The organism is Pseudomonas sp. B21-040 (assembly GCF_024748695.1).
Taxonomy (GTDB): domain Bacteria; phylum Pseudomonadota; class Gammaproteobacteria; order Pseudomonadales; family Pseudomonadaceae; genus Aquipseudomonas.
In genome coordinates this window covers 2,710,666-2,732,926 of sequence record NZ_CP087176.1, presented here as the reverse complement: position 1 = coordinate 2,732,926, position 22,261 = coordinate 2,710,666, and the positions used below count along the sequence as shown (strand labels likewise).

The 22,261-nt window shown below is 60.0% G+C and carries 25 protein-coding genes; 14 read left to right on the top strand and 11 right to left on the bottom strand.

Annotation, left to right across the window (positions count from 1 at the left end; translation table 11 throughout):
* Positions 1-19 precede the first annotated feature (19 nt).
* Complete coding sequence (locus LOY55_RS12580; protein ID WP_258668003.1) at positions 20-1,117, top strand: polyamine ABC transporter substrate-binding protein; 1,098 nt, start codon at positions 20-22, stop codon at positions 1,115-1,117.
* Positions 1,118-1,382: 265 nt separating this feature from the next.
* Here the strand turns inward: LOY55_RS12580 and thpR are convergent, their stop codons facing one another.
* Positions 1,383-1,922 (bottom strand): RNA 2',3'-cyclic phosphodiesterase, encoded by a 540-nt coding sequence (gene thpR, locus LOY55_RS12575; protein ID WP_046027715.1) that lies wholly within the window; start codon positions 1,920-1,922, stop codon positions 1,383-1,385.
* Positions 1,923-1,983: 61 nt separating this feature from the next.
* On the opposite strand from thpR, the gene LOY55_RS12570 reads away from it, so the two are divergent.
* Positions 1,984-2,178: a hypothetical protein gene (locus tag LOY55_RS12570; protein ID WP_046027717.1), complete on the top strand. Its 195-nt coding sequence runs from the start codon at positions 1,984-1,986 to the stop codon at positions 2,176-2,178.
* A gap of 14 nt (positions 2,179-2,192) precedes the next feature.
* On the opposite strand, the gene LOY55_RS12565 is transcribed toward LOY55_RS12570, so the two are convergent.
* Together LOY55_RS12565 and LOY55_RS12560 are read right to left on the bottom strand one after the other, a co-directional pair.
* The gene (locus LOY55_RS12565; RefSeq protein ID WP_109784588.1) at positions 2,193-2,546 is read right to left on the bottom strand and encodes a DUF1428 domain-containing protein; all 354 of its coding nucleotides are present in this window, start codon (positions 2,544-2,546) and stop codon (positions 2,193-2,195) included.
* A gap of 2 nt (positions 2,547-2,548) precedes the next feature.
* The gene (locus tag LOY55_RS12560; RefSeq protein WP_109784587.1) at positions 2,549-3,631 is read right to left on the bottom strand and encodes a hypothetical protein; all 1,083 of its coding nucleotides are present in this window, start codon (positions 3,629-3,631) and stop codon (positions 2,549-2,551) included.
* Positions 3,632-4,046: 415 nt separating this feature from the next.
* On the opposite strand from LOY55_RS12560, the gene LOY55_RS12555 reads away from it, so the two are divergent.
* Positions 4,047-4,316, top strand: coding sequence for a hypothetical protein (locus LOY55_RS12555; RefSeq protein ID WP_046027728.1), 270 nt, complete (start codon positions 4,047-4,049; stop codon positions 4,314-4,316).
* On the opposite strand, the gene LOY55_RS12550 is transcribed toward LOY55_RS12555, so the two are convergent.
* The 3 genes from LOY55_RS12550 to LOY55_RS12540 all read right to left on the bottom strand — a co-directional run bounded on the left by LOY55_RS12550 (position 4,313) and on the right by LOY55_RS12540 (position 7,121).
* Positions 4,313-4,951: a DUF5074 domain-containing protein gene (locus tag LOY55_RS12550; RefSeq protein WP_109784586.1), complete on the bottom strand. Its 639-nt coding sequence runs from the start codon at positions 4,949-4,951 to the stop codon at positions 4,313-4,315. The genes LOY55_RS12555 and LOY55_RS12550 overlap by 4 nt on opposite strands.
* A 36-nt stretch (positions 4,952-4,987) precedes the next feature.
* Positions 4,988-6,199 (bottom strand): hypothetical protein, encoded by a 1,212-nt coding sequence (locus LOY55_RS12545; protein ID WP_046027732.1) that lies wholly within the window; start codon positions 6,197-6,199, stop codon positions 4,988-4,990.
* A 91-nt stretch (positions 6,200-6,290) separates the two neighbouring features.
* The gene (locus LOY55_RS12540) at positions 6,291-7,121 is read right to left on the bottom strand and encodes an AraC family transcriptional regulator (RefSeq protein WP_046027733.1); all 831 of its coding nucleotides are present in this window, start codon (positions 7,119-7,121) and stop codon (positions 6,291-6,293) included.
* Between the two features lie 135 nt (positions 7,122-7,256).
* Between LOY55_RS12540 and LOY55_RS12535 the strand changes: the two genes are divergently transcribed.
* The 3 genes from LOY55_RS12535 to LOY55_RS12525 all read left to right on the top strand — a co-directional run bounded on the left by LOY55_RS12535 (position 7,257) and on the right by LOY55_RS12525 (position 8,606).
* Positions 7,257-7,775 (top strand): carboxymuconolactone decarboxylase family protein, encoded by a 519-nt coding sequence (locus tag LOY55_RS12535; protein ID WP_077430328.1) that lies wholly within the window; start codon positions 7,257-7,259, stop codon positions 7,773-7,775.
* Between the two features lie 30 nt (positions 7,776-7,805).
* Positions 7,806-8,057: a glutaredoxin 3 gene (gene grxC / locus LOY55_RS12530; RefSeq protein ID WP_046027735.1), complete on the top strand. Its 252-nt coding sequence runs from the start codon at positions 7,806-7,808 to the stop codon at positions 8,055-8,057.
* A 117-nt stretch (positions 8,058-8,174) separates the two neighbouring features.
* Positions 8,175-8,606, top strand: coding sequence for a nuclear transport factor 2 family protein (locus LOY55_RS12525; RefSeq protein WP_077430329.1), 432 nt, complete (start codon positions 8,175-8,177; stop codon positions 8,604-8,606).
* 60 nt (positions 8,607-8,666) lie between these two features.
* On the opposite strand, the gene LOY55_RS12520 is transcribed toward LOY55_RS12525, so the two are convergent.
* The gene (locus tag LOY55_RS12520; protein WP_077430330.1) at positions 8,667-9,869 is read right to left on the bottom strand and encodes an NAD(P)/FAD-dependent oxidoreductase; all 1,203 of its coding nucleotides are present in this window, start codon (positions 9,867-9,869) and stop codon (positions 8,667-8,669) included.
* 247 nt (positions 9,870-10,116) lie between these two features.
* On the opposite strand from LOY55_RS12520, the gene LOY55_RS12515 reads away from it, so the two are divergent.
* The 3 genes from LOY55_RS12515 to LOY55_RS12505 are packed head-to-tail and all read left to right on the top strand — an operon-like array spanning position 10,117 to position 11,688.
* Entirely contained in the window at positions 10,117-10,686 is a 570-nt protein-coding gene (locus LOY55_RS12515; protein WP_077430331.1) for an Rrf2 family transcriptional regulator, read from the top strand.
* 49 nt (positions 10,687-10,735) lie between these two features.
* On the top strand, positions 10,736-11,137 hold the full coding sequence (locus tag LOY55_RS12510) for a hypothetical protein (protein ID WP_046027739.1): 402 nt from the start codon (positions 10,736-10,738) through the stop codon (positions 11,135-11,137).
* Between the two features lie 11 nt (positions 11,138-11,148).
* Positions 11,149-11,688, top strand: a complete 540-nt coding sequence (locus LOY55_RS12505; protein WP_046027741.1) for a hypothetical protein — start codon at positions 11,149-11,151, stop codon at positions 11,686-11,688.
* Between the two features lie 14 nt (positions 11,689-11,702).
* Here the strand turns inward: LOY55_RS12505 and LOY55_RS12500 are convergent, their stop codons facing one another.
* Entirely contained in the window at positions 11,703-12,455 is a 753-nt protein-coding gene (locus tag LOY55_RS12500; protein ID WP_223524582.1) for a hypothetical protein, read from the bottom strand.
* 12 nt (positions 12,456-12,467) lie between these two features.
* Complete coding sequence (locus LOY55_RS12495) at positions 12,468-13,298, bottom strand: DUF2092 domain-containing protein (protein ID WP_223524580.1); 831 nt, start codon at positions 13,296-13,298, stop codon at positions 12,468-12,470.
* A 306-nt stretch (positions 13,299-13,604) separates the two neighbouring features.
* Here LOY55_RS12495 and LOY55_RS12490 point away from each other — a divergent pair, with 306 nt between their 5' ends.
* The 3 genes from LOY55_RS12490 (at position 13,605) to LOY55_RS12480 (ending at position 17,280) form a co-directional block, all read left to right on the top strand.
* Positions 13,605-15,221: an arylsulfatase gene (locus LOY55_RS12490; protein ID WP_077430334.1), complete on the top strand. Its 1,617-nt coding sequence runs from the start codon at positions 13,605-13,607 to the stop codon at positions 15,219-15,221.
* 68 nt (positions 15,222-15,289) lie between these two features.
* Positions 15,290-16,558, top strand: a complete 1,269-nt coding sequence (locus LOY55_RS12485) for an OmpP1/FadL family transporter (protein ID WP_109784577.1) — start codon at positions 15,290-15,292, stop codon at positions 16,556-16,558.
* Between the two features lie 47 nt (positions 16,559-16,605).
* Entirely contained in the window at positions 16,606-17,280 is a 675-nt protein-coding gene (locus tag LOY55_RS12480; protein ID WP_046027745.1) for a DUF3313 domain-containing protein, read from the top strand.
* Positions 17,281-17,334: 54 nt separating this feature from the next.
* Here LOY55_RS12480 and ligD read toward each other — a convergent pair whose 3' ends face one another.
* Positions 17,335-19,896 (bottom strand): DNA ligase D, encoded by a 2,562-nt coding sequence (ligD, locus tag LOY55_RS12475; protein WP_223524577.1) that lies wholly within the window; start codon positions 19,894-19,896, stop codon positions 17,335-17,337.
* 179 nt (positions 19,897-20,075) lie between these two features.
* Between ligD and LOY55_RS12470 the strand changes: the two genes are divergently transcribed.
* Entirely contained in the window at positions 20,076-20,507 is a 432-nt protein-coding gene (locus tag LOY55_RS12470; protein WP_077430337.1) for a cupin domain-containing protein, read from the top strand.
* Positions 20,508-20,523: 16 nt separating this feature from the next.
* Here LOY55_RS12470 and LOY55_RS12465 read toward each other — a convergent pair whose 3' ends face one another.
* Positions 20,524-21,249 carry a tellurite resistance TerB family protein gene (locus tag LOY55_RS12465; protein ID WP_109784574.1) on the bottom strand — a complete coding sequence of 242 codons (726 nt, stop codon included), beginning with the start codon at positions 21,247-21,249 and terminating at the stop codon, positions 20,524-20,526.
* A 286-nt stretch (positions 21,250-21,535) separates the two neighbouring features.
* Here LOY55_RS12465 and pcsA point away from each other — a divergent pair, with 286 nt between their 5' ends.
* Positions 21,536-22,258, top strand: a complete 723-nt coding sequence (gene pcsA, locus LOY55_RS12460) for a phosphatidylcholine synthase (RefSeq protein ID WP_258668002.1) — start codon at positions 21,536-21,538, stop codon at positions 22,256-22,258.
* Positions 22,259-22,261 lie beyond the last annotated feature (3 nt).

The following is a 22,261-nucleotide window of genomic DNA, read 5'->3' as shown; positions in this document are numbered from 1 at the left end:
AAGAAATGGAGTTGTACCGATGAAAATGCTTGGCAGGACTCTGCTGACACTGTCCTTATTGGGCGCAATGGCTACCGGCGCCCAGGCCAATGACAAGGTACTGCGCGTCTACAACTGGTCGGACTACATCGCCCCGGACACCGTCAAGAAGTTCGAAGACGAGACTGGCATCCGCGTGACCTACGATGTGTTCGACAGCAATGAAACCCTTGAAGCACGCCTGCTCGCGGGCAAATCCGGCTACGACCTCGTCGTGCCGTCCAACAGTTTTCTGGCCAAGCAGATCAAGGCCGGGGTGTACCAGACGCTCGACAAATCGAAGCTGCCAAACTGGAAAAACCTCAACCCGGTGCTGCTGAAAAACGCCGCCGCCAGCGACCCCGACAACAGTCATGCCTTCCCGTACATGTGGGGCTCGATCGGTATCGGCTTTAACCCGACCAAGGTCAAGGAAGTGCTCGGCGCCAACGCCCCGACCAACTCCTGGGACTTGCTGTTCAAACCGGAAAACGCTGAAAAACTGAAAGCCTGCGGCATCAGCTTCCTCGATTCGCCGACCGAGATGATCCCGGCCGCCCTGCACTACCTGGGTTACCCGGTGAACGATCAGGACAAGGCGCACATCGCGGAGGCCGAAGCGCTGTTCATGAAAATTCGCCCGTCGGTGGCGTACTTCCATTCCTCGAAGTACATCTCGGACCTGGCCAACGGCAACATCTGCGTGGCCGTCGGTTACTCCGGCGACGTGCTGCAGGCCAAGGCCCGCGCCGAGGAAGCTGGCGACAAGGTGAAGATCAACTACAACATCCCGAAAGAAGGCGCTGGCAGTTTCTACGATATGGTCGCCATGCCGCGTGATGCCGCCAACGTTGAGAACGCCTACCTGTTCATGAACTTCCTGATGCGTCCGGACGTGATTGCCGACATCACCAACAACATCGGCTACAGCAACGCCAACGCGGCCGCCACGCCGTTGGTGGATGAAGCGATCCGCAACGAACCGGGCTCCTATCCGCCGGAAGCGGTGATGGCGACACTGTATGCCATTCCCGACCAGCCGATTGCCATCCAGCGGATCATGACCCGTGGCTGGACCAAGGTGAAGCTCGGCAAATAATCGCTGAATTTGAGATAGCCATCGCGGGCAAGCCCGGCTCCCACAAGGTTCCGTGCTGGTACACAGATTTGTCTACGACGCCAACCCTGTGGGAGCCGGGCTTGCCCCGGGCTGCATTTCCACGCGGAGCGTGGGAACGATCATCAGCTTTACAGTTTTCCGTTCCCGCAGCGCCTTACCACCGCTGCACGCTATTGAAGCAGAACGGCCTCACCTGGCTTCCTCGGTTTAGGTGAATTCAGGCGCCCTCCTCGGGCGCCTTTTTTTATGCAGGAACGAGCGGCCATTCGGCCAACGCCCGATAACGCCCCTTATGCGATTCAAACAGCACGAATCGATCAGCACGCAGGAAAAATTCAGGCGCAGCGGCAGACTCGGGCACCGGCATCCGATAGTCGCGCATCAACGTCAAATGCGGGCGAAACTCCTTCGGCGCATCCTCAAACCCAAACGGCAACATTGCCTGCTCCAGCGCATAGACCAAGCGCAAAAGCTCAGGCGGCGCCTGCTCGGGTGCGAGCACCAACACCCCGGCCCGGCGCCAGACATCCAGTCGATCAAGCACCAGCCGCAACGGCTCTCCCGGCACGCGCACCTTTGCGGCAGCTGTGCAGATCTCGCCGATCTGCGCCACACCGACCGCGCCCAAAAACAGCAGCGTCAGGTGAAAGTTGTCCGCCGGCACCGGGCGCCCGCTGCGCAGTTGCAGCGCGTTGCGCCACTGGGCGATGGCCCGGCGTTGCTCTGGCGGGCAGCTCAGCGCGAAAAACAGCCGCTTGAACGGTTCACGGAATTCGTCGCTCATGCCTGGCACCTCCTGACATGCACGTTATAGTTGAACCAACCGAAAACAATGGGAGGGGGCCATGCGGGAGATCATCAGCAAAGAGCCATGGTGGGCAATGCCGCCACAACCGGGGCAGGATGAATCCGAGCTGGAATGGGGCTGGCTGGTTCACTATAGCGAAGGTGAGCCGCGTTTCGAGTTCGTCAGGGAGCGGCCGACGGATAACGAGATCCGTAATCGCAAGAGTTGCCGGATCACCCCGAGCGCGGAGTGATCCGACGGTTCGCGTCAGGACTGATAGATGATGTTGAAGCCGCCGAAGATCATGCGCTGACCATCGAACGGCATTGAATTGACGTCCGGTTGCATGCGCGGGTCGGCCATCATTTTCTGCATGCCGGCATTGCGGGTCGACTTGTCTGGCCAGATGATCCAGGAAAACACCACGGTTTCGTCTTCCCTGAGTTTTACCGCCATCGGAAACGAGGTCACTTTGCCGTCCGGCACGTCGTCACCCCAACATTCAACAATGCTCAAGGCGCCGTTCTCCTTGAAAATCGCGCTGGTGATTTCGGCGTGCTTCTTGAATTGCTCGCGGTTGGCGGTCGGTACAGCAATCACACAGCCATCGACATAAGACATGGTCATTCTCCTGCGGGGGGTTGAGGGTCGATCTGCTGGTTAGTCGACTGGCTCGGAGTCCATTCGACAGTGGCCGGATCCTGGCCGACCGGCGGTTCGGCGCTCGCCGCCAAATTGCCCTCGACCTGCCCCGCTATGTACAAAGTCCCCGCCATCACGCCGGTCGTCGGATTTTTCACCAACTGCATCCAGGCCTTATCGAACGTGTTGCCCAGGCTGCTGCGAATCAGCGCTTCGCTGTCAGGCCGGTCGGCGGCCTGAATCAGCGCGCGAATCCCGGCCACACCGACGGTAATCAACCCGCCCGCGAGTTTCCCGGCAGCAGCCGCCACGGCGCTGGCCGCACCGCGGGGGGCCATTTCGGCCTCCATGCGCTGACTGGCGCGCTTGGCCACGGGCGCCATGGCGGTGTCGGTCGAGCCCACGCCCTTGTCGCCACCCGCCTTGTGGATCTTGTCGATCAGCGCGGCATAGGCCGGCAAGCTGTCCAGCGGCGCCGTGTGCACGACTTGATACAGCGAGGCATTGCGCGCCGGCGGCGGCCCGAGGGCGATGGCCGGGATTTTCTGGATTCGGCCGTTGAGCTGGGCCATCGGTATGCCGTGACGCTGGGAGGTTTTCTGCAGCGCTTCCTGAAGAATATCGACGTAGAACGCGGTGGCCAGGCCGAGAATCGCATCGGGATCAATCTCCACCGCGACCGGCGCCAGTACGCGTTGTTGGTATTGTTCCAGCAAATAGCCCGCCAGGCGCTTGGCCGAGGCGTCCTGCTCGCCCTTGGCGCTGATGGTGTACCAGCTGACTTTCATCGACAGCCATTCCTGGGTCCAGTAACTGCTGAACCAGGGGATGAAGTTCTCTTCGGTGAGTTGGTAAACCCGTGTTCGCCAATAATCCATGGCGCCGCGCGCATAGATTCGGGTCTGCTCGGTGGCCGATTGCGACGCCACGACGATTTCGCGATCCACCTGTCGCCATGTGCTCTCGGACACCACCACAACCGGCGCCACCACCGGGGCACGCTCAGGCGTGGCGCATCCCGCCAACACCACCAATACGGCGACGATCAGCGAACGCAGGTTCAAGATCGCGGTTTCCTACAATCGCCCTTGGGCAGAATGCCCGGTACTCAGAGGCCTATTTATTTGAGTATAGGTCGCGGTGTTTGTTCGCTTTGGATCGAAGGCGGATTTGAGGGCCCCATCGCGAGCAAGCTCGGCTCCTACAGGTTCAGCGGTGCTCACAGATTTGTGGGAGCCGGGCTTGCCCGCGATGGGGCCCCAGAGAACACCATCATTGCCGTCGATATTCACCATCGCGACGAATGCCTTCCGCAATAAAACCGTCAGGCGCACGATCACCCCATCACAACGCAAACCCCGCATCGGAGGGGCACATCATGTTGATCCATCTCCTGACCTGCCTGACCCTGACGGCCGTTACGCTGACACTTTTTTCCCGTTTCATCCTGGACATCGGCCAGACCGAGGAGCAAGCATCATGATCCACTCCGTTACTTTGGCAGTGAGCTTCCCGGTGTTCGGCAGCAACTACTACGCACAGGAATCTGTGTCGCGCAAAGCGCTGTCATTAGTGTTCGACAAACACTACGAGGCGTTGCTGATACCGGCAGCAGCCAACCACTTCAGCAACGAAGTGGTCGGCCTCAACGATCAGTTCCGCTTTCTCAATGACGTGCTGGCTGAACATCTGCTGGAGATCGAACTGGCCCAGAGCACATCCCGCTCGTCGCGTCAGTTTACGTTCTAGGAAGACACGGGCCGGCGAACGGCCCTGACTTTGCCGCTGTTGCCACCGCCGCAGAAAAACCGCTCGCCACCATCCGATTCAAGCCCTGACACCCCCACGCCTGACGGCATTTCGATAGCCTCCAGGACTTTGCCGGTGATCGGGTCAATTCGCCGCAATTCACTTTCTTCCTCCTCCCAGGTGCCGTGCCACATTTGGCCGTCCACCCAGGTCACGCCGGTGACGAAACGGTTGGACTCGATGGTGCGCAGGATTTTCCCGGTCTCGGGGTCGATTTGATGGATCTTGCGCGCCCGGTACTGACCGACCCACAGCGTTCCTTCTGCCCAGGTCAATCCCGAGTCGGTACCGCCGCCGGGCGCCGGAATTGTCGCGAGCACGCGGCCGCTTTTTGGATCGATTTTGTTGATGTGTTCCCCGGCAATCTGGAACAAATGCTTGCCGTCGAAGGCGGTTCCCGCGTCTGCGGTTATGTCGAGCGAACGCAGCGGCTTGTCACTGTCCGGGTCAAAGACGTTGAGCTTGTCTCCGGAAGCGAACCAAACGTGCCGGCCGTCAAACGAGACGCCGTGCACGCTTTTTACGTCGGGAAAAGGTCCGTATTCGCGGATGATTTCAGCTGATGAACGTTTCATGGGTACATCCTCTTCACTGGGTGTGTGGAGTGGATCCTAATCACCCGGCAACAAAGCGGTGAGTAACAAAGTCGTCGCGAATCCCGGCATCGGTGGCGTCATCCAGCGACGCGCCTTGCCGCGACCGAACGCCTGCACTTTGCTGGCGACTGCCAGCGAATCAAGCGCCCGTTGCACGCTACGCTGACTGGTGCCAAGCGCCATCGCCAAGGCCGAACTCGACCACGATTCACCGTCTGCCAGAAAAGCCAGGAGCGCCGCGTGCTGCTCCTCGACCGGTCGCGCCAGCACCACGACGTCGGGCGCCACCAGTGCAAACCCGCGCTTCGTCGCAGTGACGTCGGCCAACGGTCGAAGCGCCGCCCGCAGCCGTCCGATCTCCACGCGCAAGCGCGCACGGTGGGATTCATCACTGAGTTTCAAGCGAAAGGCGTGGGCGATAAGCACTTCGCGGCTGACATCGGCCGGCCAGGCTTCAGCCAACACCCGTGCGAGGGCGAACAACACCGGGCGACTGCCCAGCGAGACGGACATGCCGGCGCCGCGCACCGTGTAGCGACACGCGTCGACCACCAGCGAGGTTGAAGCGAACAGCGTTTCGACTTCATCCAGCATCAGTGGTCGTGTTTCGCCACGGCTGATCAACCGGGCTGCGGGGGCGTTCATGACGTGAGCGGCGCTTTCGACTTCGCCCGTCAGTGCGGGGATAGCGGCTTCGGCGGCAAAGTGTTCAGCCCTTTGCAGCGCAGACCGGGCCTTTTTGATCTCCAGCCGACGCATCGCAATGCCGGCCACCACCAGTTCATGTGCGGCACGCAGGGCCGGCGGCAACGGCGCGGGGTCGAGACGGACGAGTAATTGCTCGACCTGATCGAGGTGCCCGATCAGCAACAACCGGCGGATCTCCAGATACCGCGCATGTGCCGCATTCACCCAATCCCCATGGGCTTCCAGCGTCGCCCGTGCCGCGTCGAGGGCCTTTACCGGCCAGCTCAAATCGCGCGCCGCCAGCGCAATTTCGGCCTCAGCCACCACGCACCGCGCCCGGGCCATGGGCTCTTTCGCACCAAATGCACGCGCCGCCCGTTTGACCAACGCCTTCGCCCGTTCCAGATCGCCGAGCTGGGCCATGGCGATGCCGCGCAGTGCCAGCGCCGGTGCATCATCGCGCAAGGCCACCCGGTTCAAAGCACCGAGCGGATCACCCGCTGCCAGCGCTCGGGCAGCAGCGGTGATTAACGAGTCCATTTGAATGGCGCCACGTTCGACACTCCCATCGTTCGATGTCCGCTGATCAGTCTATCTCACGAACCTCAAACAGCCCGTCACCCCACGAGCGTTATCGCGCGCGCTTGCCTTCTTGCACCCATTCACGCGGGCTGATGCCGGTTTTTCGGCGAAAGGCCCGGGCCAGGGCCGAGGGGCTTTCGTAGCCGACTTCATCGGCGATCAGTGCAATCGACTTACCTTGGCGCAAGCGCTTCTGCGCCAGACTGATGCGCCAGCTCACCAGATAGTCGACCGGCGTCTGCCCGACCACCAGCCGAAAGTGTTCGGCAAAACTGGCGCGCGACATGTTGGCCACCGCCGATAATTGGGCGACGGTCCAAGGCTTTTCAGGCGCGTCATGCATCAAGTTCATGGCCCGCGCCAGCCGTGCATCCGCGAGGCCGGCCATCATGCCCGGACGCTGATCGCGACTGGACAACAGGTGGCGCAGCAACTGAATCACCAGCAATTCGAACAGTCGATCCATCATCGCTTCACGGCCGCAGGTGTCGCCGAACGCTTCGTTGAACAACCAGTCCAGCGTGCTGGCCATCGTCGGAACGCTGCCCAGTGGCAGTAGCAGATAGTCAGGCAACGCGGTCGCCAGGGCATTACCGGCGCCGCCGTCGAAATCCAGCGAAGCGCACACCAGTTGCGTGCCCGACGCTTCGCTGGCGAACAAGCGATGACGATAAGGTCGCGGGAAAAATATCAGCGTGGGCTCGGTCAGCAAACGGTCCGGCTCATCGGCCAACTTCAGCGTCAATTCGCCCGCCTGCAGCAGGTGGATGTGCCCCGTTGACTGCTCACCATCAAAGACCACGGCGTCGCAAAAACGCCCACTGAAGAAGCTCCCGGCGCTGACGCCGAAGTGGGTGAGCAAGGTGGACAAGCGATCCATGGAACGACTCCCGGGGGACAGGTTTGGACGATCTGTTGCATATCCTCGACGATTTGCACCCTAAACGCCACCGCCGTTGCATAGCATAGACCCCGTACCCAGCGCACACCGCGCTTGAATCGACGGAGCAACACCATGAGCCGCATCACCGCCCTGAGCCTCGAACACGCCACTGAAACCACCCGCCCGCTGCTGGAAGGCGTGCAGAAAAAAATCGGCTTTTTGCCCAATGTCTTCAAAACCCTGGCCCATGCCCCTGCTGTATTGGCGGCCTACCTGCAACAAGGCGTGGCGCTGGGTAAAACATCCCTGAGTGCGACGGAAAAAGAAGCCATTTTCCTGGCCACCTCGCAGGTCAACGGCTGCGATTACTGCCTGGCGGCGCATACCTTGTTTGCCGGTAAAGCCGGACTGTCGGCGCAGGACATCCTCAGCGCCCGGCACGGCCAACTGAATGCCTTCGCCACGCTCGCCCAACAAATCACCGAAAGCCGTGGCCACCTGAGCCTCGAACAAATCGACGCAGCGCGTACCGCCGGCATCAACGACGCCAAGATCATTGAAGTGATTGCCCATGTGGCCTCGCAGACGCTGACCAACTACCTCAACAACCTCGCCCTGACCGATATCGACTTCCCCGCCATCGATGCTTGAACCCGGCGCTTGATTTCAGGAGTACTGACAATGAACAACGTGACGATCTACACCACCGACACCTGCCCCTATTGCCGTAACGCCAAGGCGCTGCTGAGCAGCAAAGGCGTCACCGCGCAGGAGATAAACGTTCAGGCTGATCCCGGCAAATTCCAGGAGATGCTCGACCGCAGCGGTCGTCGCAGCGTGCCGCAGATTTTCATCGGTGACACCCATGTCGGCGGTTTCGATGACCTGGCCAAACTGGATCGTCAGGGCGGTTTACTGTCGATGCTGGCCTGAAATGCACGACGCCCGGCGCGGCCTGAAATACAGGTCGTGCCGGGTGTTTTCTTAATTCTTCATAGGTTGTACGATGACCGACGAGTCACCCATTCCCATAACAACAAGGAAACACCTATGAAGAACGTCAAACTGCTGGTCGGTTTTTTATGCCTCTTCAGTGGCTACGTAGCGGCCGCCCCCGCCTCCGGCGAGAAAGAGGTCGCCAGCGCTGTCGATCATCTGACCCAAGCCATGTTGCACAAGAACATCACCGAGCTTAAAGCGCTGACCGCCGAGAACCTGACCTACGGGCATTCCAGCGGCAAGGTTCAGGACAAGACCGACTTCATCGCTGATATCGAAACGGGCAAAAGCGCGTTCAAAACCCTGGAAATGCAAAACCAGACCATCAACGTCTCCGGCGATGTCGCGCTGGTGCGCAATCATTTCTCGGCGCAAGCCCTCAAAGGCACCGAAGTGGTCCCGACCGAAATCGAGAACTTCCAGATCTGGCAAAAGAAAAGCGGCCAATGGCTGCTGGTTGGCCGCCAGGCTTTCCGTATCTAAAACAAAAATCCCGCTCAAGGTCACTTGAGCGGGATTTTTTATTCACGCAGCGTTATCGAATCAAGCTACCGGGATCATCGGGTCCGCGGCTGCCAATGCGGTGACACGGTCAGCTGCCGGCGGGTAGATCCAGACCGTATTGATTTGAGTTTTGAGGTCTTTGGCTTCCTGCTTGACCAGTTTGACCTGACGATCCCAACCCTCGGTGTACACCGCGCCCCAGGCCCCCAGATCCAGGCAGGTGACGTACTTGGGCTGGCTGTACGGTGTCGGGTCCACCCCCAGGATTTGCGCCGCCACGTTATTCCCTGCGTGACGCCCCAGCGAGATCGCGTGCTGGCAGGTCATCAAGGCATGATTACCGATGTCATCACTGGCCGCGTACGCCACATCCCCCGTGGCAAAGATGTCGTCCTGGCCGATGACTTTCAGATGGCTGTCCACGTGCAGACGGCCCATGGCATCACGTTCGGCGGGGATTTGCTCAGTCAGCGAACTGGCTCGCACACCGGTGGTCCAGACCACGGTCTTGGCGTCGATGCGCTGGCCATCGGCCAAGGTCACACCCTTCTCGTCGACTGCAACGACCGACGATTTCAAACGCCACTTCACGCCCAGCTCAGTGCTTGCCTCAGCGATCTTATGGCTGATTTCAGCCCCCATCGAAGCACCGACCTTTTCGCCACGGTCGACGACGATCACCTCGATGTCCGCGTCCTCGCCGAGGATGGCCCGCAGACGCGCCGGCATTTCGGTCGCCGTTTCAATCCCGGTGAAACCGCCACCGGCCACCACGACCGTGTTGCGGCTTTTACTGGCAGGCAGGTTGACCAGGGATTTGAGGTGGTTTTCCAGACGCACGGCTTGTTCGATCTGATCCACATCAAAGGCATGTTCGGCCACACCCGGGGTGTCCGGCAGGGCCAGGCGGCTGCCGGTGGCCAGAACGAGTTTGTCGTAGCTGCACGTCTGCGCAGTGCCCGAAGCATCGGTGTAACCGACACGTTTTTGCTGCACATCGATGGTCTCTGCGGAGCCCTTGATGAACTTCACACCGACGGCATCGAACAGCTCACCAATCGGTGCGGCGAGTTGATGAGCATTCGGTTCGTAGAAGCGCGGACGCACACGCAGCTCGGCCTGAGGCGCCAGTACCGTGACCTCTACGCCGTCATGATCATGAAGGTCGAACAGGCGCGTGGCGCTCAACGCCGTCCACATGCCGCCGAAACCTGCGCCGATTACCAGAATGTGCTGTTTCATCGTTTTAACTCCGGGGAAGACCAAAGACTCTGCTCGTTGTTGAGCTGACAACGGCGACTATAGTGATCCGAGTTAAAACACGCAACGACCTTCCATCGATCGTTACCATCACCTGCCCTGATACCTCGACAACCCGGCCAACAGCTCTCATCCATCGACCGCTCAGGCTAATTAGGGGTGTCGACGGCTCGTTGCTTCCCTATCCGTCGACTGATAACATTGGCGACTCATTCAGTCGGAGATATCAATGTCTCTTTACAGCGCGGGCGTTGAATACGGCATTCATTGCCTGATTTTTCTGGTAGGCGATTACGGCGATAGCCGTGAGGCGAGCGTGCGCGACCTCGCCGAACTGCAAGGCGTGCCGCTGGATTACCTGGCCAAGATCTTCACCAAACTGGCCAAGGCCAAACTGGTCATCGCCACCGAAGGTGTGCGCGGCGGGTTCAAACTGGCGCGCCCGGCGGACGAAATCAGCGTGCTGGACATCGTCAACGCCATCGACGGCCAGAAGCGGATCTTCGATTGCCGCGAAATCCGTGGGCGCTGCGCCCTGTTCGACGGCTCCCCGCCAGAGTGGGCCCTGGACGGTAATTGCGCGGTGCACGCGGTCATGATGACCGCGCAAAAGCGCATGGAAGAAGCGCTCGCCCAGCAAACCATTCTCGATTTGGCCAGAAGGGTCGGGCGCAAAGCGCCTGCCGAATTCGGTGCCCAACTGAACAACTGGATGAATGATCGGCGGGAAAAGAAAACCGCCATCAGTGCACCGGTCGAGGATGAGCAAATCATTCCGACGACCGATATTTCCGACTGACCAATCACCTATGGGCAAACCGGATTAGAGCGCTCTATGATTGAACCCCATGACGACCTCCGCTCCGATCCGCTCACCCTGCCCGCCCGGCGCCTGCACCTGCGGGCGTGACCCGCTGCTGGAAACACCGGGCGCGGACGTGCGCATCCTGTTTCTGACCCGCCAGGAAGAAAAACGCCTGCTCGATCGACTGGAAAACCTGCAGAGCCTGGCCGACCTCGAACGCCTGCAAAACCGCATGTACGAGCAACTGGGCATCCGCGTCGAGATCGTCCCCAGCTTCAACGAAGTACGCACCATGCGCGGCATCGGCATCACCCTCGGCGAACAGCCCGGGCTGTGCCGAAAAACCCGCCAGTCAATCCCGGCCGCGATTCGCCGAGGCCTGGAGAATCGCCCGGAAATCGCTTATGACATCCTCAACGCCAACGACCTGTTGCGTGATGCCTGAGGGCAGTAACGATGAATCTCGTGATGGAGTTCCCCGTCACCGACGACATACTGACGTCCTACGCCCTGGCCATCGGTGCTGATCTAACGGCGTACCGCAATCATATTTATCGGATGCTGAACTTCTATGTCGCGATCAGCGGCACTGACTCACTGCCATCGGAGGCGGTGCAGATTGCGGCGGCGTTTCATGACCTGGGCATCTGGACTGACGGGACCATCGACTACCTGGAACCGTCGGTCCAGCAGGCCATGGAGTACCTCGCCAGTCGGCAGTTGACGGACCTTGGCGACGAAGTGACGGCGCTTATCCTGGAACACCACAAAGTGCGGCCTTACCGCGCCGCCCATGCACTCAGCGTCGAGCCTTTCCGGCGAGCCGATGTGATCGATGTGTCCCTGGGGTTGATGACGTTCGGCCTGCCAAGGGCTTACATCAAAACGGTGAAGGCGACGTTTCCCAATCATGGCTTTCACAGGATGCTGATCAGGCTCACGGCGCGGCAGTTCCTGCGCTCCCCGCTCAAGCCATTGCCGATGTTTCGCTGGTAAAACCGCTCAATGGATCATGGCGTTGGCACCACGGTGTAGTAGACACCGTTGGCACCATAGGCAGGGCGCACCCAAGAATTCCCGCACTGATAAAACGTGCCAGCTGGGCCGGCTATCAACCCGCAGCCGGAAGGAAGCGTGGCAAAGGTCGACCCCATGGGCAGCGTCTCGGGGGCAGTAGCGACCATTCCAGCGTTATAACCGGCGCTATAGGCATCATTATCGGCATTGTTTTCAACGACGCTGGCGACAGCCGCGCCCGACACCGCTCCTGCAGCGGCCACGGCTGCCGGGGCGTAGCCACAGTTGTAACAACCGCTGCTGCCAATGACTGCCGTTGGCGGATGGTAATAACCGGTTCCATAGGTGGCCGGATGGTATACCGAGGTGCCATAGCCGTCTGCGCGATAACCGGCGGCAGTGCCGCCATTTTCACCCTGGGCGCGCCACGAGCCATCGCTCCCCCAGGCCGTCCCGCCATTCTCGTCTCTGGCGCTCCAGTTACCATCGTTGCCCGATGCCGAGCCTCCTCGAAAACCCGACGCGTTCCAGCTGCCGTCACCGCCCGAAGCCGACCCGCCGCGATTAGTCTCTCCACTCCAGCTGCCATCTCCACCCGAGGCAGAGCCGAACGCGCCGGAGCGGTTCCAGTCTCCCCCGCCCCCCCACGAACGACCGAAACTTCCGGCATGCGACCAGGCCGCCGCCTGGTTGCAGCTCAGTAGCGCAATCAACACCCCGGCAAGCGTCAAGATTGATCGACTCATGGCTCAGTCACCTCACTCGGTTTTTTGCGGTTTTGCCACCGGTTCTTTAACCCCTGCAGGGGCGCGCATGCCCGGTGGCGGGGCAAACTGAATGCGTTGCGCCTTCTCACTGTTCTGTGGCTTGAAGAACTGCTCAGGCATCGCCGATTCGAGCTTCCAGTCGCTGAACGCAACCTGATGCCGCGATTGCGTCGGATCATCCCGGAACACGGCACGCAGCATGCGCGGCAACTTGTCCTGCGTACCGACCCACGCTTGCACAAACACGGTATCGCTGGCGTAGGCAATGACGTCGGTGGTGGTGTCGCCAACCACCGTGGACTGACCGATGTAAAACGCCAGGCGCAGGTCCTTCGACAAATCCTTGTAGGGGTCGGCGACGATCACATCGGTAAAGGGAAAGTAGATCGCGGCTCGCTGGTACGCGGCCTCGAGCGTCGCATCGATAGTGGGTGGCGCGTCCGCCTGGGCCAGCAGGTTTTCCTTCGGTGCGTAGGCATAGGCCTGTTTACCGTCGTAGTAAAACTCGGTCGCCGGGCCGTCACCCGAGGTTAAAACGCGCAGGTGATCTGGCCGTTGCACGGTCACTAACGCCACGGTGTTGTAGGCCAACGGCGGCCCCAGCCGGCTGGGTTTTTCGTAAGTGGTAATGGCTTTGAAACTCATGCCTGAGGTGCTCATCAGCTTGGCACTCATGGCCTTGAGAACGTCCAGCGCCTTGGGTTCCAGTTGCATGGCTGGCGCCGCCTCAACAGCGGGTTGTGCCGCGTGCAAAGTACAGGCAAACAAGTAAACCAGCCAGCCAAAGAAGAACAATCGGGCCTGCGTTGGGAAAGACGGCATCGTTTGCTCTCCACCGAGATCTGTTGGAGCACTAAAGTCTAGCAATGCCCCGGAACCAGACAGGATATTTTCCGATCATCACGCCATTGCCCATGACCACTGCGTGCAAGCCCGGCCACCTCCACCCGATGAAAATCATCATCAAATAAGAAAAAAAACTGATTGCCTGAGCGACAACGGCACTTTTTCGGCCAATTGCTGCTGAATATTTCGCAGGTCGTACTACGCTCTTGCGGGGGAAAGCCATTTTCACTACCGGTCGGGGGACCTGTTTCGACACCCCATTCCCGCAAGCAGGAGTTCCAAATGAACCAGACAAAGCTTTCCAGGCTCTTCGCCGCATCGGTGCTGTTGTCTGCAATGGCTCTACCCGGCATCTCCCAGGCAGCAGACAAATCGGCCCCTAATATCCTGGTGATCATGGGCGACGATATCGGCTGGTCGAATATCGGTGTCTACAACCAGGGCATGATGGCCGGCCGCACCCCCAACCTCGACCAGCTCGCGGCCGAAGGCATGCGCTTCACCGATTATTACGCCGAGGCCAGTTGCACGGCCGGGCGCGCCAATTTCATCACCGGTGAACTGCCGATCCGCACCGGGATGACCACGGTCGGCCAGGCCGGCTCGCCTGTCGGCATTCCTGCTGAAGCGGTCACCATTGCCACCGCACTCAAGGCCATGGGTTACGCCACCGGCCAGTTCGGCAAGAATCACTTGGGCGACTTGAACGAGTTCCTGCCGACGGTGCACGGCTTCGACGAATTCTTTGGCTACCTCTATCACCTCGACGCCATGGAAGACCCGGCGCACCCCAACTATCCGCAAGACCTGCTAGCGACTGTCGGCCCACGCAACATGGTCCACAGTTGGGCCACCACCACCGATGACAGCACCGTGATGCCGCGTTGGGGCAAGGTCGGCAAACAGAAAATCGAAGACGCCGGCACGCTGTATCCAGAGCGGATGAAAACCGTCGACGAGGAGATCCGCGACAAGACCTTTACCTTCATCGACAAGGCCAAGCAGGACAACAAACCCTTCTTCGTCTGGCTCAATCCAACTCGCATGCACATCGTTACCCACCTGTCCGATAAATACGAAGCCATGCGCAACTCGGAAAACGGCTGGTCGGAACAGGAAGCCGGCATGGCGCAACTTGACGACGTCGTTGGCGATGTCATGGCCAAGCTGAAGAAAGACGGGCTGGCCGATAACACCATCGTCATTTTCACTACCGACAATGGCGCGGAGAACTTCACTTGGCCGGATGGCGGCACCACCCCGTTTGCCATGGGCAAAGGCACCATTATGGAAGGCGGCTTCCGGGTACCGGCGATTATTCGCTGGCCGGGCAAAGTACCGGCCAACCAGGTCGCCAACGGCATCATGTCGGGCATGGACTGGTTCCCGACCCTGGTCGCGGCAGCGGGTAACCCGAACATCACCGCCGAACTGCTCAAGGGTAAACAACTGGGCGATACCACCTACAAAGTGCACCTCGACGGTTACGACCAGACGCCGATGATTACCGGAAAGGGTCCGTCGAACCGCCACGAGATCTTCTACTTTGGAGAGAGCACCCTCGGTGCAGTGCGCATCGATGACTACAAATATCGTTTCATTGACCAGCCAAGTGCCTGGTTGGGAGCTAAGGTTGCGGTGGACGTGCCGTACCTGACCAACCTGCGGCTCGACCCGTTCGAACGCATGGGCTGGGCGGACAATGGGGCCGCGCAAGGTTCGACGCAATACTTTGACTGGTTCAAGTATCAGTTCTGGCGTTTTGTGTTTGTCCAGCAACAGGTCGCCAAACTGGCTGAAACCGCCATCGAGTTCCCGCCGATGCAAAAAGGCGCGAGCTTCAACCTCGACTCGGTCAAGGCCAAGATCGAAGCGGCCCGGGCAGCCATGGCCAAGTAACCAGCAGAATCCAAGGGTGGCTGGCGCCAGCCACCCTTGTTTGAAGGGACATTTCCTGGGGGGAAACCATGCGAACAAGAACAGTTGCTCTACCCACATTCACCCTTCTTGCGCTCTGCTGCCAGCAAGCCTGGGCTGGCGGAATCATGCTCTACGAAATCGGCACCGATAACGCCGGCCTGGCCAACGCCGGTGCCGCTGCGCGCGCTCAAGGCCCCTCGACCATCGCCAGCAATCCGGCGGGTATGAGTTACCTGCCCGGCACGCAAATCACCGCAGGCTTGCAGGTGCTTTATGGCGACTTGAGTTTCGATCGAGACTCCGGCACCAACGTTTCAGGCAGTAACAGTGGCAATGCCCTCGATCCGATTCCCGGCGCCAGCTTCTTTGTCACGCATGAACTCGACGATCACTGGAGCGTCGGTTTCGGCCAGTACGGCGACTTCGGGCTGGCACTCAATTACGACAACGATTGGTCCGGGCGGTACTTCGCACAGAACGTCAGCCTGCTCGGTTTGTCCCTGGTGCCGAGCGTGGCCTACCGCTTCAATGAGCAGTGGTCGGTGGGCGTGGGCATCAAAGCCATGTACGGCATATTGAAGGCAGATACCGCCATTGACCGCTCTCCCTTCGGCTTCACCGACCGCGCAGATGGCCAGTTCAAATACAAGGATGGCACCTGGGGCTATGGCGCCAACGTTGGGGTCATCTACGCACCACAACCCGGTACGCGCATCGGCCTGACCTACACCAGCAAAGTCGATCTGGACTTCGAGGATCGGCTGGATGTGAAAGGCGACGGCCGCCTGCTGGATCGCATCAACAACACCAACACTAAAATCGACACATCAGTGCCGCAGACCGTGACCCTGAGCCTGTACCAGCAACTCGACCGCCAATGGGCCTTGCTGGCCTCGGCCAACTGGCAGGACTGGTCTGAGTTCGGTGAGATCGGGGTGGAGGTCGATACCAGCGCGTTGGGGGCTCAATCGAAAACGGTCGACGCCGGGTTCAAGGACACCTGGCACCTTTCGCTGGGCGCGCAATACCAGGCCACCGAACAATGGTTGTGGAACGTCGGTATGGCCTACGACAGCAGCGCGGTCTCGGACAGCAATCGCTCCGTTATCTTGCCGATGAACGAATCTTGGCGCATTGCCACAGGAGCCACCTATGCTCTGAACAAGGACACCGACGTGAATGTCAGCTGGGCCATGATCTGGCTCGACGACATGCCCGACAACCAGACCAAGGCCGTGTCAGGCGATCGAATTTCCGGTCAATTCGACAAAGCCTGGATTCAAGCCCTGACCGGCAACATGACTTGGCGTTTTTGATGCACTGCAATGAACAACACGACTCAAACCATGGAGTAAACACCACTATGAATCTGTCACGAAACTTGCTCATCGGTGCTGCACTGACCGGCGTCTTGCTTGGCGGTTGTACTTCGAAGGTCACGGAAAAGGAACAATATTCCGGTTACCTGTCGAGCTACAACAACCTGCAGGAAGTCGAAACGCCCAGCGGTGGTACGGCAATGCGTTGGGTGAGCCCATCGTGGAACCCGAATGCGTATGACACCGTGGCGTTCAACAAGCTGGAATTCTACCCGGCGCCGAAACCCAACGAGCGGGTGAATCAGCAGACGCTGGCCGATATTCAGAGCTACATGACCAGCAAAGCCAAAGCCACGCTGGGCACCAAATACCGGGTTGTGACCAACTCGGCGTCAGCACCGGCCGGCTCCAGAACCTTGATCTTGCGTGCGGCGATCACCGGGGTCAGCGCCTCGAACGAAGGCATGAAGTGGTATGAAGTGGTGCCGATCGCTGCCGTTGTCGGGGCGACACAGGCAGCCACCGGTCATCGTGACCAGGACACCGAACTGTATATCGAAGCTGAATTCGTCGATGCCAGAACCAACCAGACCGTGGGCAGAGTCGTGCGCAAGGTCTTTGGTACCACCCTGGAAAACGAAAGCCAGAACGTCACTGCCAAGGATTTTAAAGCGGCCATCGACAAGCTGAACTCCGACCTCCTGCAATTCATCAAGTAACAAAGAGCGCCGGCTGGCGCCCTGTTGAAGGGGCGCCGGCATCCTCACTGCCGATTACTTTTTCATCCCCACCCGTCGCCCCATCTCAGCCGTAATCGTCTGCCGGGTTTTCCTCATGCCCGCCCAAGGCCCCTCACCCACCTCGGCCAGACGCTCATGCACATTGTGCACGTTCCATTGGTTCCCCCCTTTGAGCTCGGCCACTTCCTCGCGAAAGATTGGCACCGACACCGGTAAACCTTCACGAGTACGCACGGCGTAGGCGCAAATGGTGGTGGCACCCAGACCGTTGCGCAGGTAATCGATGAAGATCCGCCCGACCCGATTCTTCGGCCCCGAGACGGCAGAAAAGCGTTCCGGCAACAGCTTCGCCATGTGGCTGACAATCGCATGGCTGAAGTCCTTCACCTCGTCCCAACCCTGCTTGCGGGTCAGCGGCACCACCAGGTGAATACCCTTGCCGCCGCTGGTTTTGAGGAAGGCCTTGAGCCCCAGTTCATCGAGCACCGACAGCGTTAGCTGAGTCGCCTCGACCATGCTTTTCCAGGGCAGCGCCGGGTCCGGATCAAGGTCGAGCACGAAACGATCGGGCCGCTCGAGATTATCGGCGGTGGCATTCCAGGTGTGCAGCTCCACGGTACTCATTTGCACGGCGCCAATCAGCGCTTGGGCGTTGTTGATGATCATCACCGGTTGGCCGGTGAGTGCCTTGTCCAGCGTGGTGATGCCTGGAATGGCCAAGTGCTCGGCATTTTTCTGGAAAAACAACTCACCAGCGATCCCCTCCGGTGCACGAACCAGTGCCACGGGCCTGTCCTTGAGCTCGGGCAAAATCCACTGCGCAACGCTGGCGTAATACTCGGCCAACTGAACTTTGGTGGTCCCGGTGGTGGCGTCGATCACCCGGTAGGGGTGGGTGATGCGCACCTCGCCCTTGACCAGGCCAGCCTGCGACGGTGCAGGTTGCGCACCGGCGGTTTTTTTCTCTGGGGTCTTCACCACGTGGGGACGCTCCTCAGTGATGCCTTTGGCGGGTTTGTCTTCGCGCAGGCCATGGAACACCGCATGGCGCACCGAGCCCTCCTTGGTCATTTCAGCAAACGCCACTTCGGCCAGCAGCGTGGGCTTGAGCCAGTGCACACCCTTGGCCTCGAAACCGCTCGGTGGGTTGACCACCGACGGCTTCTTCGTCTGCCAGGGTTTGAGCTGTTCGAAGATGCGCTTGAGCGTCGTCTCGTTGAATCCGGTGCCAACCTTCCCGGCGTAACGCAATTGAGCGCTGTCACGGTCGTGCAACCCGAGCAATAAGGCACCGAATGCATGACGCGACCCTTTCGGATCGGTGTAGCCGACCACCACGAATTCCTGCCGATGTTTGCACTTGAGCTTGATCCAGTCGCTGCTGCGTCGTGACACATAAGGTGAGCCCATGCGCTTGCCGATCAACCCTTCCATCTGCATTTGGCAGGCGCTGTTGAGCAAGGCGTCTGGTGCTTCAGCGAATGAATCCGAGAAGCGCAGCAGCGGGTCATGATTGAGCTTGAGCACGGTCGACAGCGCCACCCTGCGTTCTTCGACCGGCACCTCGCGCAGGTCCACGCCGTTGAGATAAGGCAGGTCGAACAAGTAGTACACGATGTTGGCGCTGGCACCGGCGTCGAAGGCATTTTGCAGCGCCTGAAAGTCCGGTACGCCCTGCTCGTTGGCCACCACCATTTCACCGTCAAGCCAGGCTGATTCGAGGCCCAATGCCGCCAAGGCTTCGGCCTGTCTGGGCAGTTTGTGGGTCCAGTCGTGACCGTTACGGGTGAAGAGCCTGACGTCGCTGTGGTCGATGCGGGCCATGATCCGGTAACCGTCGAACTTGATCTCGTAAAGCCACTGACCGTCCGGAGCCTTCTCCACCAACGTGGCCAGTTCGGGTTTGAGCTGCTCTGGCAGTTTGGCTTTGCGAGCGCCGGTGAGTGGCGCCGATGTCTCTTTAGTCGCCACTTTGCGTGCCGGTTGCTTGACGGGTTTGGGTTTAACCGTCGACTTCGATTGTTTGGCCAGGAGGGTCCGATCACTGAGCACGCTGTCGGGCTCGGCGGTGACCACATCGTAATCGCTCTCGGGCTTGGCCGCGCTGTCCTGATGCTTGATCAGAAACCATTGCTCCTGTTTGCCCGGCATGTGCGTGCGCACCAGGCTCCATAGACCACCAAGCTTCTCGCCTTGCAGTTCGAACTTGAGCTTGCCCTTGGCGTAGGCCTTGACCGGATCCTCCTGCGCAATCCACACACCGCGGTCCCACACGATCACATCGCCCGCGCCGTAATGCCCTTCGGGAATGCTGCCCTCAAACGTCGCGTAATCGAGCGGATGGTCTTCGACGTGAACCGCCAGACGCTTGACCTTGGGGTCCAGGGACGGGCCTTTAGGCACCGCCCAGCTTTTCAGCGCCCCCTCAAGTTCCAGGCGAAAATCGTAATGCAGACGTGAGGCGTCATGCTTCTGAATGCAGAACTGCAACGCGTGGTCTTTCGCGTTTTTTTTGGCCAGGCGTTTGGTCGCGACGGGCTCTGAGGTCGCCGAAAAATCGCGCAAGCGGTTGTAGTCATCCAGGGTCTTGTTCATGGCATACCTGCTGCCGATGCCGCCGTCATGAAGGCGTCTCTAATCAGCAGAGCAACCGGGCCAGATAAAAATTCCATCGGCATTCAAACCACCCGGACAAACGGGCCTCAGGCGCGGCACCCGACGGCTCGCGGGTGAATATACTCAGCCAGTGCGGATTCATCCTGCGGAGAGCAATCATGCGAACGGTTCACATCATCGAGCAAGCCCAAACGCCGACACCGGTGAATGTCGTCGGCGAGGCGATCACGATTCTCGCCGGCGGCGATCTGAGCAAGCCTTTTGAAATGCACATTCAGGAAGGCGTGCAAGGTGGCGGGCCGCCGCCGCACTTTCATCCGTGGGATGAAGCGTTCTATGTGGTCGACGGCGAGGTCGAAGTGACGGTAGCGGGCACGTCCACCACGGTGTCAGCCGGGGGCTACGTGCATATTCCCGGTGGGGCGATCCATGCTTACAAGAACCTCAGCCCGACCGCGAAAATGATTGGTGTGGTCTCCGATCCAAGGGGCGGGCAGTTCTTTGCGGCGGTGGATCGGCTGCGGGTGCCGGAGGATTTGCCGCGGATCCTTGAGATCGCCGCGGCGCATGGCGTTACGTTTCTGCTGTAGCGTCCGTAACAGCCGCTCAGGCCGCGCCTCCCTTGGCCTGCTGCTCCAGATGCACTTGCAGTTCAGGATCAATCTCCAGCGCCGCTGCCAGTTCGTCGAGATAGGTCCGCTCGGCGTCCCCCTGATCGTTCACCAGCATCACGCTCGCCAGGTACATTTCCGCCGCAATCGCCGGGTCCGTTGCCGACACCGCCACATCGACGGCATCCAGCGGCCGGGCCACCTCTTCATCCAGCCATTGCTGAAGGTCTGGGTCATCGGTGTGCTTGCCGATTTCAGCGCTGATTAGCTGCTTCTCGGCCGCATCAATGCGGCCATCGGCTTTCGCCGCCGCAATCAATGCACGCAACACGGCATGACTGTGGTCTTCTATTTCCGGCCCCGACAATAGATCAGCCGTGCGCGGCGGCTGTCGGGGTGCCGAAGCCTGACTGCGCTGCCAGCTCTGATACGCCTGGAATGCCATCATTCCCAACGACGCCAGGGCCGCGTAATTGGTGCCGCCACCGGAGCGACTCTGGGTCGAACCACCCGTCGCTGAACCACCGCCGAGCAAACCGCCGAGCAATCCACCCAGGCCGCCACCGCCACTGCTTGAACCGCCCCCTCCGCCCACCAGGCCACCCAGCAAGCCACCGAGTCCGCCCAGCGGATCTTGAGACGACGCGCCACCGCCGCCCTGTTGACCCATCGAGCCCTGGCCGGCCCGCAGCAATTGTTCGAGCAGATCGCTGGTGTTCATGACGCTGTCCTCTTCAAGAGAAGTTGATCCGGTCAGGCAACGATAGTCCTCACCGACAAATGCGCCACGACCATTGGGCTGCTGAAATCAGACGGTGCGCCAGCGTCGGCGTTTCCTCGAACGCCCGGCGTTTATCCGGGGTATTTTCTTGCCATGCAGCTAAGATTTACAGACGCTGAACCTTATCCCCGGATTCCCGGTCGATACCTGCAACCGACCCGGTTTGCCGACACCCCCACTTGAAGGGGTGATAACAGGCTTGCTTCATTTACTGGAGAACGCCCCCGTGATTTCGACCGTACACATTGCCAGGCTCAAAGCTTGGGGCGCCCATGGTTTTACCGCCACCGGCGTGGTGACTGCCTTCCTCGCCACCCTGGCATTGCTGGATAACCAGCCGACTCAGTGCCTGCTGTGGCTGGGCGTCGCGCTGATCGTCGACGGGCTGGATGGCGCGCTGGCGCGCAAGGTCAATGTGCAATCGGTGCTGCCCAGTTTCGATGGCTCGATTCTGGACCTGGTGATCGACTACCTGACCTATGTGTTTATCCCGGCGCTGTTCATCTATCGCTACATCCCGCTGCCGGACTACACGCTGCTGCTGAGCGTGTCGCTGATTCTGGTGTCGTCGCTGTTCTGCTTCTGCAACGTCAACATGAAGAGCAAAGACAACTACTTTCAGGGCTTTCCGGCCGCGTGGAATGTGGTTGCGCTGTGCCTGTACATCATCGCGCCGACGCCATGGATCACCTTGCTCACCGTCATTGGCCTGGCCTTGTTGACCGTGACGCGGATGAAGTTCCTGCACCCGTTTCGCGTGCGCAAGTTCATGCCGATCAACATTGCGGTGACGGCCATTTGGCTGCTGTGCAGTTTGTCGCTGGTGATCAACCATCCCGTCATCAATCCGATGGTGATGGGGCTTTGGTTGCTGATGTCGTCGTATTTCCTGGGGATCTGCCTCTGGCGCACGGCGCTGGAGTGGCATGACGGCTCGCGGCACCCGTAACGC

Coding starts and splice junctions, on each gene's coding strand:
- LOY55_RS12580 (WP_258668003.1), top strand. CDS start 20: ATGAAAATGCTTGGCAGGACTCTGCTGACACTGTCCTTATTGGGCGCA.
- thpR (WP_046027715.1), bottom strand. CDS start 1,922: ATGAGCGACGAATTCCGTGAACCGTTCAAGCGGCTGTTTTTCGCGCTG.
- LOY55_RS12570 (WP_046027717.1), top strand. CDS start 1,984: ATGCGGGAGATCATCAGCAAAGAGCCATGGTGGGCAATGCCGCCACAA.
- LOY55_RS12565 (WP_109784588.1), bottom strand. CDS start 2,546: ATGTCTTATGTCGATGGCTGTGTGATTGCTGTACCGACCGCCAACCGC.
- LOY55_RS12555 (WP_046027728.1), top strand. CDS start 4,047: ATGATCCACTCCGTTACTTTGGCAGTGAGCTTCCCGGTGTTCGGCAGC.
- LOY55_RS12550 (WP_109784586.1), bottom strand. CDS start 4,951: ATGAAACGTTCATCAGCTGAAATCATCCGCGAATACGGACCTTTTCCC.
- LOY55_RS12545 (WP_046027732.1), bottom strand. CDS start 6,199: ATGGACTCGTTAATCACCGCTGCTGCCCGAGCGCTGGCAGCGGGTGAT.
- LOY55_RS12540 (WP_046027733.1), bottom strand. CDS start 7,121: ATGGATCGCTTGTCCACCTTGCTCACCCACTTCGGCGTCAGCGCCGGG.
- LOY55_RS12535 (WP_077430328.1), top strand. CDS start 7,257: ATGAGCCGCATCACCGCCCTGAGCCTCGAACACGCCACTGAAACCACC.
- grxC (WP_046027735.1), top strand. CDS start 7,806: ATGAACAACGTGACGATCTACACCACCGACACCTGCCCCTATTGCCGT.
- LOY55_RS12525 (WP_077430329.1), top strand. CDS start 8,175: ATGAAGAACGTCAAACTGCTGGTCGGTTTTTTATGCCTCTTCAGTGGC.
- LOY55_RS12520 (WP_077430330.1), bottom strand. CDS start 9,869: ATGAAACAGCACATTCTGGTAATCGGCGCAGGTTTCGGCGGCATGTGG.
- LOY55_RS12515 (WP_077430331.1), top strand. CDS start 10,117: ATGTCTCTTTACAGCGCGGGCGTTGAATACGGCATTCATTGCCTGATT.
- LOY55_RS12510 (WP_046027739.1), top strand. CDS start 10,736: ATGACGACCTCCGCTCCGATCCGCTCACCCTGCCCGCCCGGCGCCTGC.
- LOY55_RS12505 (WP_046027741.1), top strand. CDS start 11,149: ATGAATCTCGTGATGGAGTTCCCCGTCACCGACGACATACTGACGTCC.
- LOY55_RS12500 (WP_223524582.1), bottom strand. CDS start 12,455: ATGAGTCGATCAATCTTGACGCTTGCCGGGGTGTTGATTGCGCTACTG.
- LOY55_RS12495 (WP_223524580.1), bottom strand. CDS start 13,298: ATGCCGTCTTTCCCAACGCAGGCCCGATTGTTCTTCTTTGGCTGGCTG.
- LOY55_RS12490 (WP_077430334.1), top strand. CDS start 13,605: ATGAACCAGACAAAGCTTTCCAGGCTCTTCGCCGCATCGGTGCTGTTG.
- LOY55_RS12485 (WP_109784577.1), top strand. CDS start 15,290: ATGCGAACAAGAACAGTTGCTCTACCCACATTCACCCTTCTTGCGCTC.
- LOY55_RS12480 (WP_046027745.1), top strand. CDS start 16,606: ATGAATCTGTCACGAAACTTGCTCATCGGTGCTGCACTGACCGGCGTC.
- ligD (WP_223524577.1), bottom strand. CDS start 19,896: ATGAACAAGACCCTGGATGACTACAACCGCTTGCGCGATTTTTCGGCG.
- LOY55_RS12470 (WP_077430337.1), top strand. CDS start 20,076: ATGCGAACGGTTCACATCATCGAGCAAGCCCAAACGCCGACACCGGTG.
- LOY55_RS12465 (WP_109784574.1), bottom strand. CDS start 21,249: ATGAACACCAGCGATCTGCTCGAACAATTGCTGCGGGCCGGCCAGGGC.